Raw genomic sequence first — 12,673 nt, forward strand, 5'->3', positions numbered from 1 at the left:
GCCGTCGAGCAAGCCACCGGTGGCACCGCCAGTCACGCCACCGAGCAGACCGCCCACGAGGCCGTCGCTGCCGAGCAAGCCGCCGACCAGACCGTGTTCGCCGAGCACGCCGTCGAGGATGCCGCCGGTGGCACCGCCACCGAGCACACCGCCCAACAAGCCACCGTCGCCGCCGAGCAGGCCACCGACCAGGCCATGTTCACCGAGCACGCCGTCGAGCAAGCCACCGGTGGCACCGCCAGTCACGCCACCGAGCAGACCGCCCACGAGGCCGTCGCTGCCGAGCAAGCCGCCGACCAGACCGTGTTCGCCGAGCACGCCGTCGAGCAGGCCGCCGGTGGCACCGCCACCGAGCACACCGCCCAGCAAGCCGCCGTCGCCGCCAAGCAAGCCACCCAGCAGGCCGTCGTTGCCGAGGACGCCACCGAGCAGGCCGCCGTCACCGCCGAGCACGCCGCCCAGCAAGCCACCGTCGCCGCCGAGCAGACCACCCAGCAGACCATCGTTGCCGAGGACGCCGCCGAGCAAGCCACCGTCGCCGCCGAGCAGACCGCCCAGAAGACCGCCGTCACCCAGCACACCGCCGAGCAAGCCGCCATCGCCACCGAGCAGACCGCCCAGCAGGCCGTCGTTGCCGAGGACACCACCAAGCAGGCCGCCGTCACCCAGCACACCGCCGAGCAAGCCGCCATCGCCGCCGAGCAGACCGCCCAGCAGGCCGTCGTCACCCAGCACGCCACCGAGCAGGCCACCCGCCGCGCCGCCGCCGAGCACGCCACCCAGCAGGCCGCCGTTCAGCAGATGCGCCACGCCGTCGGTAAGGAAGTCGACTTGCGTGTCGACCGCGTTCAGCAGCGCATGCGTCGTGCCGGCGCCAAGCAATTGATCGGTCAGCGGGCTCAGCAGGCCGTTCACGCCGTCCGTCACGTTCTTCACCACGCTGTCGACCGGGTCGAGCATGTTGGGGCTGTTCGGCGTGAAGGTCGTGCCGAGCAGCGGGCCAAGCAGGCCGTCGACCGTGTCGGTCACGTGGTCGGTGAGGCTGACGACCGGGGTCAGCACGTTGCCCAGGCCGAGGCCTCCGAGCAGGCCATGGTTCAGACCGTTGGCCACGCCGCCGACGATGCTGTCGACCGGGTCGAGCAGCGCCGTGCCAGCGGGCGCAGGGGTACCGCCGCCAATGCCACCCAGCACGCCGCCGAGCAGGCCACCCAGCAGGCCGTCGTTGCCCAGCAGGCCGCCGACCACACCATGCTCGCCCAGCAGACCGCCGACGAGGCCGTCCGGTCCGAGCAGGCCGCCACCGATGCCGGTCACGCCGCCCAGGAGGCCGTCGCCGCCCAGCAGGCCACCGACCAGGCCATGGTCGCCCAGCAAGCCGCCCACGAGGCCGTCGCTGCCCAGCAAGCCGCCGACCAGACCGTGGTCACCCAGCAGGCCACCGACGAGACCGTCGTTGCCCAGCAGGCCACCCACCAGACCGTCGTTGCCCAGCACACCGCCGAGAAGGCCATCGCCACCGAGCAGGCCGCCGACGATGCCGTTGTCGCCCAGCACACCGCCGAGCAGGCCGTCGTTGCTGAGCAGGCCGCCCAGCAGGCCGTGGTCACCCAGCAGGCCGCCGACCAGGCCGTCGTTGCCGAGCAGGCCACCGAGCGCACCGCCCAACAGGCCGCCTTCGCCGCCGAGCAGGCCGCCCAGCGGGCTGTCGGTGATCAGGCCGCCGATCACGCCGTGCTCGCCGAGCAGGCTGTCGACCAGGCCACCGTGGCCCAGCAGTTCGCCGGTGAGGCCACCGACGCCCAAGAGATCCGACAGGCCGCCGTTGAAGCCGAGCAGGCCGCCCACGAGGCCGTCGTCGCCGAGCAGGCCACCAAGGGCGCTGCCGTCGCCGAGCAGGCCGCCGAGCAGGCCGTGTTCACCCAGCAGGCCGCCGGTCAGGCCGCCCACCGCACCTTCGCTGCCGAGCAGGCCGCCGACCAGGCCGTCGTGGCCCAGCACGTTGCCGAGCAGGCCGCCGACCGCGCCGTGCTCGCCGAGCAGGCCGCCCACGAGGCCGTCGCTGCCCAGCAGGCCGCCGACCAAGCCATGGTCGCCCAGCAGGCCGCTCACGAGGCTGTTCGGCCCGAGCACCGTGCCCAGCACATTGCCGACCACGCCGTGGGTGCCCAGCAGTTGGTCGGTGACGCCACCGAGGCCGAGTGCGCCGGTCAGGCCGCTCACGATGCCGTGGTCGCCGATCAGGTTCTGCAGGCCGTTGTGCAGCGCGTCAGTCAGGTAGTCGACCTGGCCCAGCACGTTGCCGAGGATGGCGTTGGTGGCACCGGCGCCCAGCAGGCCGTCGAGTGCGGGGCTCAGCGCGCCGCCCAGCAGGTGGGTCACCTGGCCGACGGTGTTGTCGATCGGGTCGAACTCGTTCGGGTTGTTCGGCGTGAAGTTGGTGCCGAGCAGCGGAGCCAGCACGTTGTCGACAACGTCGGTCACACCATCGACCAGATGGCTGACCGGGGTGAGCGCGCCGCCAAGGCCGAGTGCGTTGCCAAGGCCGGTGAGCACGTGGCCCACGGCGCCGTCGGCCGGATCGAGCAGGTGATCGCCGTCGGCGTCCGAATCGGCGTCCGCGTCTGCATCGGAGTCGGCGTCGGCATCCGCGTCGGAGTCTGAATCGGCATCCGCATCGGCGTCAGAGTCGGCATCGGCGTCTGCATCCGAGTCGGCGTCAGCGTCCGCGTCGGAGTCTGAATCGGCGTCCGCGTCTGCGTCCGAGTCGGCATCGGCATCCGCGTCGGAGTCCGCATCCGCGTCTGCATCGGAGTCCGAATCGGCATCCGCATCTGCATCCGAGTCGGCATCGGCGTCTGCATCGGAATCGGCGTCCGCGTCTGCGTCCGCATCGGAGTCTGCATCGGCGTCACCGTCCGCATCCGCGTCCGCGTCCGCATCGGCATCGGCGTCCGCATCGGTGCCGGTCGGAGGGGCCGGGGGCGGTGCGGGAGGCGTCGAGGGATTGCCCGAGGACACGAGCAGCGGAATGCCGGTATCGCCGCCACCGCCACCACCACTTAGCGCCGCGCCCAGTGCCGCGGCACCCAGTGCGCCCAGTGCGAATTCACCCAGGCCGATGCCGCTGCCGGCGGCGAGCTTCTTGGTCACGGCCAGTGCGGCTGCGTCGGCATCGCTGTCCGGCGGGGTCACTTGCAGGTCGCCCGAGGCGACATCCACATTCACTTGTTCGAGGCCGCCCGGCAGCTTGGTCGAGCCGATGGTCGCATCGGTGCCGCCGGTGAAGACGCCAGACAGCGGTGCCTTGTTGGTGGCCGAGCCGGGAAAGAGCACATTGGCATGGCCGTCCTGCGGAACGATCACGCGGTCACCGGCCACCAGCGTCTGATTGCCATCGACGGGAATGCGGACACCCTCGCGCATCACCGCGACGCCGGGCGTCGCATTCGATAATGTGCCGATGCTGGCGGGGCCAGCTGCGGCAGCGGGTGCCGCCGAACTCAACGCGGCGGGAGCGCCGAGCGGAGTGACGGTGGCTTGAGCGATGACCACTGGAGCAGCGCCGGCGGCGGCAAGTCCTTCGGTCGAATTGGTCGATGCTTGTTGAGCGGTCATGGCAGCCTCTGTGACAAAAGATGCCTCTACAGGGGCAACTTGCGTGCCGCTTTTTCCAGGCCTTGTGCCAGACCGGTTGCAGACCACGCAACCTGTTGATTTATATGAATATTTTTCTGAAAATCGGCTTGTCGACGGCGCGTCGAAACAGCTCGTAAGAAGGTCATTTCGCGATTCGTTACGTTACGAGGTAACGCGATGTACCCGGAACGCCGGGCACATTCAGGCCGCGAAAAAGTGGTCTTTTCTCTTCGTCCTTCCCACCTCTTTTTCTTCTTCTGCACTATCTATATATGTTCAATCCCTCCCAGGAAGATGTGCGCCGCTTTTTCTGCGACGTGTACGCCAAGCACCGGCAGGGCCTGCCGATGGAAGCGCTGGAGACCATCGCCGCCGGATGGATCGACGAACACCCCGAGTACCACGAGGACCTGGCCGATGCCGATGCGGCGGTCGCGCGGGTCTATGACGGATCGAACGGCCGCGAGAACCCGTTCCTGCATCTGTCGATGCATTTGTCGATCAGCGAGCAATGCTCGATCGACCAGCCGCGCGGCATCCGCCAGGCGGTCGAGTTGCTGGCCGCGCGCCGCGGCTCGCTGCTGCACGCGCATCACGAGGCAATGGATTGCCTGGGCCAGATGATGTGGGAGAGCCAGCGCGCCGGCCGCCCGCCGGACGGCGAAGGCTATGTGGCCTGCGTGCAGCGCCGGGCGACGAAAGACTAAGGGCTGCGCCGGGCTTTTCTTTTTGAAGGCAGCGCGCCCTGCTGCTTCGCGGCCTCGCGCAACAGCGCGGCCATGGCGCCACGCAGCGCCGACGGTTCGGCATCGCTGCGCTGCAGCAGGCCGACCGGCTCTTCGGTACCGGCCGTGTCGATGCGCAGCCGCACCAGCCGGCCGTCCGCCAGCTCGCTGCGCGCGGCACCGAGCGGCGTGATCCACACTGCATCGGACACCGCCACCAATGCGCGCGCCACCGCCACGTCGAGCGTCTGCAGCGCATTGGTCGGCAGCACGAGGCCGCGCGCCGACAGAAAGCTCTCGGTGTTGTGGCGCGGGATCGTGCCTTCGCCGTACACCACGAGCGGATAGGCCAGCACCGCCTGCACCGAGGCCGCCTTCAGCGCGAGCGGATGGCCGGCGCGCACGGCGAACACCAGCGGCTCGGTGTGCAGCAGCTCGAAGCTCAGGCCGCCCATCAGGCGCGGGTCGCTCATGCGGCCCACCACGATGTCCAGTTCGCCCGCGCGCAGTTCGTCGAGCAGCGCGCCGTTGGCGGCGCTCTTGACCATGACCTGTGCGGATGGCCAGCCGTCGCGCAGCCGCGCCAGTGCCATCGGCAACAGGGCCGGCGCCACGCTCGGCAGCGCGCCGATGCGCAGGCGCTCGATGCGCTCGCCCGAGGCCGGCGCCACCGCCTGTGCGCTGGCGTCGAGCGCTTCGAGCACGCGCAGCGCATGCGTGAGCAACTGCTCGCCGGCCGGCGTGAGGCCCTGCACGCCACGGCGGCCGGCCTTGCTGCGCTCGACCAGGCGCGCGCCCACGATCGCCTCCAGCTCGGAGAGCGTCTTCGACACCGCGGGCTGGCTCAGCGCCAGCCGGCCGGCCGCGCGCGCCAGGTGGCGCTCTTGGGCCACGGCGACGAGGCAGCGCAGATGGCGCAACTGCACGTTGCGCACGAAATCCTGGCGAAGGTCGGTGGAGTTTTTCAATGCCTGCTGGTTATTGGAAATGGACCAATCTTCAATTTACATCATTGGATGACGCTTCTAAAGTCTGGGCTTCCGGATTCGTCCCACGACAGGAGACACCACAGATGTTGACCAAGACCCAGGGCCTGCAAGGCCCGCTCACCACCCTCACCCCGCGCGACTGGGAAGCCCACCCCAGCTATGTCTACCCGGGCTACAAGTCCACCGGCAAGCGCGGCCCGCAGAAGCCGCTGATTCCGCTGAAGGCTTCGCTCGGCGAGCTGCAGCAGCCGGTGTACGGCCACGACAGCATCGGCGAGTTCGACCACGACCTCACGCGCAACGCGCGCAAGAACGGCGAGCCGCTGGGCGAACGCATGATCCTCACCGGCCAGGTGCTCGACGAGCATCGCCGCCCGGTCGCCAACACGCTGGTCGAACTCTGGCAGGCCAATGCCTCGGGCCGCTACGTGCACAAGGTCGACCAGCACGACGCGCCGCTGGACCCCAACTTCCTCGGCGCGGGCCGCTGCCTGACCGACAGCGAAGGCCGCTACCGCTTCCTCACCATCAAGCCGGGCGCCTACCCGTGGGGCAACCACCCGAACGCATGGCGCCCGCAGCACATCCACCTGTCGCTGTTCGGCCAGAGCTTTGCCAGCCGCCTGGTCACGCAGATGTACTTCCCCGGCGACCCGCTGCTGCAGTACGACCCGATGGTCACCGGCACGCCCGAGCGCTATCGCAACCGGCTGGTTGCCGACTTCAGCCTCGACATCACCGAAGAGGGCTACGCGCTCGGCTACCAGTTCGACATGGTGCTGCGCGGCGCCGATGAAACGCCGTTCGAGAACCGCTGAACCGAAGGAGACACACACCATGTTGATGAGCGCACAGGAAGCCGACTTCGGCCAGACCCCTTCCCAGACCGTGGGCCCCTACTTCGCCTACGGCCTCACCGCCACGCAGTACGGCTACGACTTCAACCAGCCCTTCGATGCCGTCGTGGCGCTGGACAACGCCACCGGCCAGCGCATCCGCCTCGAAGGCCAGGTGATCGACGGCGACGGCAATCCGATCAACGATGCCATGGTCGAGATCAGCCAGCCCGACGGCGAAGGCCGCTATCCGCAAACGCCCGATGAAGCGCGCGCGCTGGGCTTTCGCGCCTTCGGCCGTGTCGGCACGGGCACCGATGCGCAGAACCGCTTTGTGTTCCACACCGTCAAGCCCGGCGCGCACACGCCCGGCGAAGCACCGCACATCAATGTGATCGTGCTGATGCGCGGCCTGCTGCTGCATGCGTTCACGCGCGTGTACTTCAGCGACGAAGCCGAAGTGAATGCAAAGGACGCGGTGCTCGAGAGCGTGCCGGCCGATCGCCGTCACACGCTGATTGCGCAACGCAGCGAACAGGGCGGCGCCGTCACCTATCGCTTCGACATCCGCATGCAGGGCGCGAACGAGACGGCCTTCTTCGACGTCTGAAACCGAGGGAAATCCCGGACACAAAAAAGCCCGCATCGCGCGGGCTTTTTTTGTTGGGAGCGAAGCGCTTGTTTACTGCGCGCCGTGGTGAATGCGGGACTCCGGCACCGTCTTCAGTTCGCCGGGCAGCGAGCTGATGTAGGTGGCGAGCGTCTTCAGCTCTGCGTTGGTGAACTTCTTCGGCTCGACCTGCTGGCCCATCACCGCGTTCGAGCGGCCCAGGTGCGGGTTGTTCTTGACGCGGTACGACTTGAGCGCGACGAAGAGGTAGTCGGCATGCTGGCCGGCCAGCTTGGGCACGGTGCCGTCGTTCGGCGTGTTGAAGTTGGCGCCGTGGCACTTGGTGCAGCTGTTGTCCTTGTCGCGTGCGATCAGGGCCTGGATGTTTTCGGGCGTGGCCTTGGCCAGCGCGGCCGGTGGTGCATCGCCTTCCTTCACGCCCAGTTGGCTGTAGTAGGCGGCGAGGTCGGCCATGTCCTGTTCGGTGAGCGTGTCGGCAATGGCGCGCATGGTGGGGTGCTTGCGGTCACCGCCCTTGTAGGCCGTGAGGGCCGACGTGATGTACGTGGCGCTTTGCCCCGCGATCATGGGCACCTTGTGGATCTCGGGGAAGCTGGCCTGGTAGCCGATGATGCCGTGGCAGCCCACGCACATCGCAACCTTCTTGGCCCCGTCCTGGGCCTTGCCGGTGACTTGCTGGGCTTGTGCCGAGAGCGTCACGCAAGCGACAGCAAGGGCAAACATCGTGGTCAACAACTTGTTCATTTTGCGCGCACAATCTCGTGGAGCTACAGTTTTTCGAATCAACATTCGATTATATGCAGGGGTCTTCCGGATCCCTGTGCAGGCCAACCCTGAGGCTGCACAACGCGTGTCGAGTGTGTTCTTTTCTCCACCCCCAGCCTCCGTCTCATTCATGAAATTCCAGGGCTCAGACAACTACGTCGCCACACAGGACCTGATGCTCGCGGTGAATGCCGCGATCACCCTCAAGCGTCCGCTGCTCGTCAAGGGCGAGCCGGGCACCGGCAAGACCATGCTGGCCGAGGAAGTGGCGCAATCGCTCGGCCTGCCACTGCTGCAGTGGCACATCAAGTCGACCACCAAGGCACAGCAGGGCCTGTATGAATACGACGCCGTGAGCCGCCTGCGCGACTCGCAACTCAAGGACCTCGATGGCGGCGAGCGTGTCAAGGACATCCAGAACTACATCGTCAAGGGTGTGCTCTGGCAGGCCTTCACGGCCGACGAGCCGGTGGCGCTGCTGATCGACGAGATCGACAAGGCCGACATCGAATTCCCGAACGACCTGCTGCGCGAAATCGACCGCATGGAGTTCTACTGCTACGAGACGCGCGAGCTCATCCGCGCCAAGCACCGACCGGTGGTGTTCATCACCTCGAACAACGAGAAGGAACTGCCTGACGCTTTCTTGCGCCGCTGCTTCTTCCACTACATCAAGTTCCCCGATGCCGAGACGATGAAGCACATCGTCGCGGTGCACTTCCCCGGCCTCAAGCAAGAGCTGCTCACGGCCGCGATGAAGACCTTCTACGACGTGCGCAACCTCCCGGGCCTGAAGAAGAAGCCCTCGACCTCCGAGCTGCTCGACTGGCTCAAGCTGCTGGTGGCCGAAGACATTCCGCTCGAAGCGCTGCAGAGCAAGGACGAGAAGGTCGCCGTGCCGCCGCTGGTGGGCGCGCTGCTCAAGAACGAGCAGGACGTGACGCTGTTCGAGAAGCTCGTCTTCATGCAACGCAACAACCGTTGAGCCCATGAGCCGACAACCACACTCCACCAAACAGCTCATGAAGCTGGGCGTTGCCCAGGCCGTGCTGTTCGTGGTGGGCGCGCTGCTTGGCCGCGGGCTCGGGCTGCTGCTCGGGCTCGACGCTTTCGGCAGCGGCGAATACAGCAAGCGCGAGATCTTCGGCATTGCGCTGGTCGGCCTGGGCGGCGGTGCCGGGGCACAGGCGGCGCGCGTCTGGTACGTGCGCAAGTACGGCGATCCGCGCGGCTGAAGACTACACAAGCTCGAAGAGAGTGGGACAAAAGATGGCGTTCGTCGAACCTGTCACGCTGAAGGCCCGCGACCTCGCGCTGGTGCCCTTGTCGCTCGACCATGAAGAAGGCCTGCGCGCCGCGGCCGCCGATGGCGAGCTGTGGAAGCTGCGCGTGACCTCCGTGCCCGAGCCGGAGAACACCCGCGCCTACATCGAGACTGCGCTCAAGACCGCCGACCGCTTCGCCTTCGCCGTCACCGAAGCCGCCACGGGCACGGTGCTCGGCAGCACCAGCTTTCACGACATCCTGCCGGGCGTGAAGCGCGTGGAGATCGGCTACACCTGGTACGCCGCGCGCTGCCAGCGCACGCACGTCAACACCACCTGCAAGCTGCTGATGCTCAGCCACGCCTTCGACACGCTCGGCTGCAACGTGGTGGGCTGGCGCACCGACAACTTCAACTTTGCCTCGCAGCGCGCCATCGAGCGCCTGGGCGCGAAGAAAGACGGCGTGATCCGCGGCCACGCGATGCGCCGCGACGGCACCATCCGCGACACCGTCATGTACAGCCTGCGCGCGGGCGAATGGCCCGAGGTCAAGGCGCAGTTGCTGTACCTGCTCGACAAGCCGCGCGGCTGAACGAAACACAAGGAGCGCTCCATGCTCATCGACTTCTTCTACACCCTGCGTTCGGCCAAGCTGCCGGTGTCGGTCAAGGAATACCTCACGCTGCTCGAAGCCCTGAAGGCCGACGTGGTGGGGCCCAACTCCGACGGCGCCTACGGCATCGACGACTTCTACTACCTCTCGCGCATCGCGCTGGTGAAGGACGAGAAGCACTACGACAAGTTCGACCGCGCCTTCGCCGCCTACTTCAAGGGCGTCGAGATGCTGACCGACTTCACGAAAGAAGTGCCGCTCGACTGGCTCAAGAAGACGCTGGAGCGCGAGTTCACCGCCGAAGAAAAAGCCAAGATCGAGAAGATGGGCTGGGACGAGCTCATGGAAACGCTCAAGAAGCGCTTCGAGGAGCAGAAGGAACGCCACGAGGGCGGCAGCAAGTGGATCGGCACCGGCGGCACCTCGCCCTTCGGCAATGGCGGCTACAACCCGCAGGGCATCCGCATCGGCGGCGCGGGCAAGAACAAGAGCGCGGTGAAGGTGTGGGACCAGCGCGCCTACAAGGACTACGACGACACGCAGGAGCTGGGCACGCGCAACATCAAGGTCGCGCTGCGCCGGCTGCGCAAGTTCGCACGCGAAGGCCACGAGGAAGAGCTGGACCTGGACGACACCATCCACTCGACCGCCGCCAACGCCGGCTACCTCGACATCAAGATGCGGCCCGAGCGCCACAACAACGTCAAGGTGCTGCTGCTGATGGACGTGGGCGGCACGATGGACGAGCACATCCAGCGCGTGGAAGAACTGTTCTCGGCCGTCAAGACGGAGTTCAAGCACCTGGAGTTCTTCTACTTCCACAACTGCGTGTACGACTTCATGTGGAAGAACAACAAGCGCCGCTTCTCCGAGAAGTTCGCGACCTGGGACATCCTGCGCAAGTACAACAAGGACTACAAGCTCATCTTCGTCGGCGACGCGACCATGAGCCCCTACGAGATTCTGCAGCCCGGCGGCAGCGTCGAGTACAACAACGAAGAGGCCGGCGCCGAGTGGATCCAGCGCCTCACGCACACCTTTCCGAAGTTCGCGTGGATCAACCCCGAGCCCCAGGGCGTGTGGCAGTACCGCCAGAGCATCGCGGTGATGCAGCAGCTGATGTCCAACCGCATGTATCCCCTGACCCTGCGGGGTCTTGAAGAAGCGATGCGCATGCTGTCCAAGTAGGGCGAAGCCGGCGATGCGGCCCGGGCCTTCAGGAACCGGCCGGGCTTGCTGTCAGAATCCGCCCATGGTCAGGGTGGTTTCCGTTTTTGCGCCGGCGTGGTTGCCGGCTTTGCTTTTTTCAGGCGTCCTGCTTTTGCAAGGCTGCAGCTTGCTGCCGAAAAAAGACGACACCGAGGGCAAGCCGGTGGCCGGTCTCGTGCGCGCCGGCAATGCCGACAGCACGGCCAAGGATGGCAAGGACAGCAAGGACGACGACAAGGCCAAGGCCGACCGCCGCGATGCCTTCACCGTCGACGTGCGCGGCCCCGAGGACGTGCGCAACTACCTCACGCTGCATCTCGAAATCCAGCGCTACCGCGAACTCGACGACCTCGGTGCCACCGAGATCTCGCGCCTCATGGTGGCGGCCGAAGCCAATGCCCGCGAGCTGCTCGGCACCCTCGGCTACTTCACGCCCACGCTGACGCTCGAACTCAACGAGACACCCGACAGCACCAAGGCCCCGCGCGAGATCGTCATCACGGTCGCGCCCGGCGACATCACCAAGGTGAGCAACGTGCAGATCAGCTACGGCGGCGCCATTGCCGACGACGCGGCTGCCGAGGGCCAGCGCGACACGATCCGCACCGAATGGGCGCTGCGCGCCGGCCAGCCCTTCACCCAGCAGGCCTGGGACGACGCCAAGACCACCGCGCTGCGCAGCCTCACGGCCAAGCGCTTCCCCACGGGCAACATCGAGATCAGCCGCGCCGAGGTCGATGCCGACCGCCATGAAGCCCGCCTGAACGTCACCTACCAATCTGGCCCGGCCTACAAGTTCGGCCCGCTCGTGCTGAACGGCCTCAAGCGCTACGACCCCGACGGCGCGCGCCGCATCGCCCGCCTGCCCAGCGGCGCCGACTACGACCAGCAGAAGCTGCTCGATGCGCAGCAGCGACTGGCCAGCAGCGGCTACTACGACTCGGTGTTCCTCACGCTCGACACCGAAAGCGGCAACCCACAGTTCGCGCCCGTCATCGCGCAACTGCGCGAGGCGCCACTGCAGAAGGTGGTGCTGGGCGCCGGCTTCACCACCGACAACGGCCCGCGCCTGTCGATCGACCACATCCACAACCAGATCCCGCTGCTGGGCTGGCGCGCTGTCTCCAAGCTCTCGGTCGACAACGACATCAAGTCGCTGGGCACCGAGTGGAACGCGATTCCCAACGACCAGGGCTGGCGCTGGTTCGCCGGCAGCGAGGTCAAGCGCGAAGAGTCGGGCAGCTACATCGTCGACAGCGGCCGGCTGCGCGGCGGGCGCAACCAGTCGAGCGACCACATCGACCGCAGCTACTTCCTGCAGTACGACTACGCCCAGAACCGCGGCGTCAACGCGCCGCCCTCGGCCTCGGCCGTGACCGCCAACTGGGGCTGGACCGGACGCTATTTCGACAGCAACTCCGCGCCCTCGCGCGGCTACGGCCTTGCGCTGGAACTGGCTGCTGGCTACACGCTGACCGGCCAGCGCACGCCCTTCACGCGCACCTATGTGCGCTGGCTCGGCGTGCTGCCGCTGGCGTTCGGCTCGTCCGACGACAAGGAAACACGCGCACGCAGCAGCCGCCTGCAACTGCGCGCCGAAGCGGGTGCCGTCTCGGCGAAGGACAGCGCACAGATCCCGTCGACGCTGATGTTCCTGACCGGCGGCGACACCACCGTGCGCGGCTACAGCTACAAGCAGATCGGCACCGTGCGCTCGGACGGCCAGACCGTCGCGGGCCGCTACCTCGGCGTGCTGAGCGCCGAATGGCAGCGCCCCTTCGTCTACAAGGACAAGCTCACCGACTTGGAAAGCGTCGTGTTCGTCGATGCCGGCGCCGTGGCCGACAAGCCCGGCGAGCTCAAGCCCAAGGTGGGCGTGGGTGTCGGCGCACGCTGGCGCAGCCCTGTCGGGCCGGTGCAGGCCGACCTGGCCTATGGCGTGGACACGAAGAAGTTCCGCCTGCACTTTCGCCTCGGCTTCACCTTCTGACCCTGTGCCTT

Annotated in this window: 11 protein-coding genes; 8 read left to right on the top strand and 3 right to left on the bottom strand. The window is 67.2% G+C overall.

Annotation, left to right across the window (positions count from 1 at the left end; all coding sequences use genetic code 11):
- A partial coding sequence (locus ACSFB7_RS21230; protein ID WP_435473658.1) for a hypothetical protein occupies positions 1-3,426 on the bottom strand: 3,426 nt, incomplete at its 3' end.
- 485 nt (positions 3,427-3,911) lie between these two features.
- On the opposite strand from ACSFB7_RS21230, the gene ACSFB7_RS21235 reads away from it, so the two are divergent.
- Positions 3,912-4,346, top strand: a complete 435-nt coding sequence (locus ACSFB7_RS21235; protein WP_007838777.1) for a DUF1841 family protein — start codon at positions 3,912-3,914, stop codon at positions 4,344-4,346.
- Here the strand turns inward: ACSFB7_RS21235 and ACSFB7_RS21240 are convergent.
- Positions 4,343-5,332, bottom strand: a complete 990-nt coding sequence (locus ACSFB7_RS21240) for a LysR substrate-binding domain-containing protein (RefSeq protein ID WP_435473660.1) — start codon at positions 5,330-5,332, stop codon at positions 4,343-4,345. The two genes, ACSFB7_RS21235 and ACSFB7_RS21240, sit on opposite strands and share 4 nt — an antisense overlap.
- 104 nt (positions 5,333-5,436) lie before the next feature.
- Between ACSFB7_RS21240 and pcaH the strand changes: the two genes are divergently transcribed.
- Together pcaH and pcaG are read left to right on the top strand one after the other, a co-directional pair.
- Entirely contained in the window at positions 5,437-6,171 is a 735-nt protein-coding gene (pcaH, locus tag ACSFB7_RS21245) for a protocatechuate 3,4-dioxygenase subunit beta (RefSeq protein ID WP_435473662.1), read from the top strand.
- Positions 6,172-6,190: 19 nt separating this feature from the next.
- The gene (pcaG, locus tag ACSFB7_RS21250) at positions 6,191-6,799 is read left to right on the top strand and encodes a protocatechuate 3,4-dioxygenase subunit alpha (RefSeq protein ID WP_435473664.1); all 609 of its coding nucleotides are present in this window, start codon (positions 6,191-6,193) and stop codon (positions 6,797-6,799) included.
- Between the two features lie 72 nt (positions 6,800-6,871).
- Here pcaG and ACSFB7_RS21255 read toward each other — a convergent pair whose 3' ends face one another.
- The gene (locus ACSFB7_RS21255; protein WP_435473666.1) at positions 6,872-7,564 is read right to left on the bottom strand and encodes a c-type cytochrome; all 693 of its coding nucleotides are present in this window, start codon (positions 7,562-7,564) and stop codon (positions 6,872-6,874) included.
- Positions 7,565-7,715: 151 nt separating this feature from the next.
- Here ACSFB7_RS21255 and ACSFB7_RS21260 point away from each other — a divergent pair, with 151 nt between their 5' ends.
- The 5 genes from ACSFB7_RS21260 to ACSFB7_RS21280 all read left to right on the top strand — a co-directional run bounded on the left by ACSFB7_RS21260 (position 7,716) and on the right by ACSFB7_RS21280 (position 12,662).
- Positions 7,716-8,570: an AAA family ATPase gene (locus tag ACSFB7_RS21260; RefSeq protein WP_435473668.1), complete on the top strand. Its 855-nt coding sequence runs from the start codon at positions 7,716-7,718 to the stop codon at positions 8,568-8,570.
- Between the two features lie 4 nt (positions 8,571-8,574).
- A complete protein-coding gene (locus ACSFB7_RS21265) occupies positions 8,575-8,820 on the top strand; it encodes a hypothetical protein (protein ID WP_435473670.1) in 246 nt (81 codons plus the stop codon).
- Between the two features lie 34 nt (positions 8,821-8,854).
- Complete coding sequence (locus tag ACSFB7_RS21270) at positions 8,855-9,442, top strand: GNAT family N-acetyltransferase (protein ID WP_435473672.1); 588 nt, start codon at positions 8,855-8,857, stop codon at positions 9,440-9,442.
- A gap of 21 nt (positions 9,443-9,463) precedes the next feature.
- The gene (locus tag ACSFB7_RS21275; RefSeq protein WP_435473674.1) at positions 9,464-10,651 is read left to right on the top strand and encodes a vWA domain-containing protein; all 1,188 of its coding nucleotides are present in this window, start codon (positions 9,464-9,466) and stop codon (positions 10,649-10,651) included.
- Between the two features lie 64 nt (positions 10,652-10,715).
- Positions 10,716-12,662 (top strand): autotransporter assembly complex protein TamA, encoded by a 1,947-nt coding sequence (locus ACSFB7_RS21280; RefSeq protein ID WP_435473676.1) that lies wholly within the window; start codon positions 10,716-10,718, stop codon positions 12,660-12,662.
- Positions 12,663-12,673: the final 11 nt, after the last annotated feature.

It is taken from the genome of Variovorax raffinosi, assembly GCF_051216615.1.
In the GTDB taxonomy this organism is placed as follows: Bacteria; Pseudomonadota; Gammaproteobacteria; order Burkholderiales; family Burkholderiaceae_C; genus Variovorax.

Excerpts from the sequence above, each read along its gene's own strand:
- ACSFB7_RS21235 (WP_007838777.1), top strand. The coding sequence starts at position 3,912 with ATGTTCAATCCCTCCCAGGAAGATGTGCGCCGCTTTTTCTGCGACGTG.
- pcaH (WP_435473662.1), top strand. The coding sequence starts at position 5,437 with ATGTTGACCAAGACCCAGGGCCTGCAAGGCCCGCTCACCACCCTCACC.
- pcaG (WP_435473664.1), top strand. The coding sequence starts at position 6,191 with ATGTTGATGAGCGCACAGGAAGCCGACTTCGGCCAGACCCCTTCCCAG.
- ACSFB7_RS21255 (WP_435473666.1), bottom strand. The coding sequence starts at position 7,564 with ATGAACAAGTTGTTGACCACGATGTTTGCCCTTGCTGTCGCTTGCGTG.
- ACSFB7_RS21260 (WP_435473668.1), top strand. The coding sequence starts at position 7,716 with ATGAAATTCCAGGGCTCAGACAACTACGTCGCCACACAGGACCTGATG.
- ACSFB7_RS21265 (WP_435473670.1), top strand. The coding sequence starts at position 8,575 with ATGAGCCGACAACCACACTCCACCAAACAGCTCATGAAGCTGGGCGTT.
- ACSFB7_RS21270 (WP_435473672.1), top strand. The coding sequence starts at position 8,855 with ATGGCGTTCGTCGAACCTGTCACGCTGAAGGCCCGCGACCTCGCGCTG.
- ACSFB7_RS21275 (WP_435473674.1), top strand. The coding sequence starts at position 9,464 with ATGCTCATCGACTTCTTCTACACCCTGCGTTCGGCCAAGCTGCCGGTG.
- ACSFB7_RS21280 (WP_435473676.1), top strand. The coding sequence starts at position 10,716 with ATGGTCAGGGTGGTTTCCGTTTTTGCGCCGGCGTGGTTGCCGGCTTTG.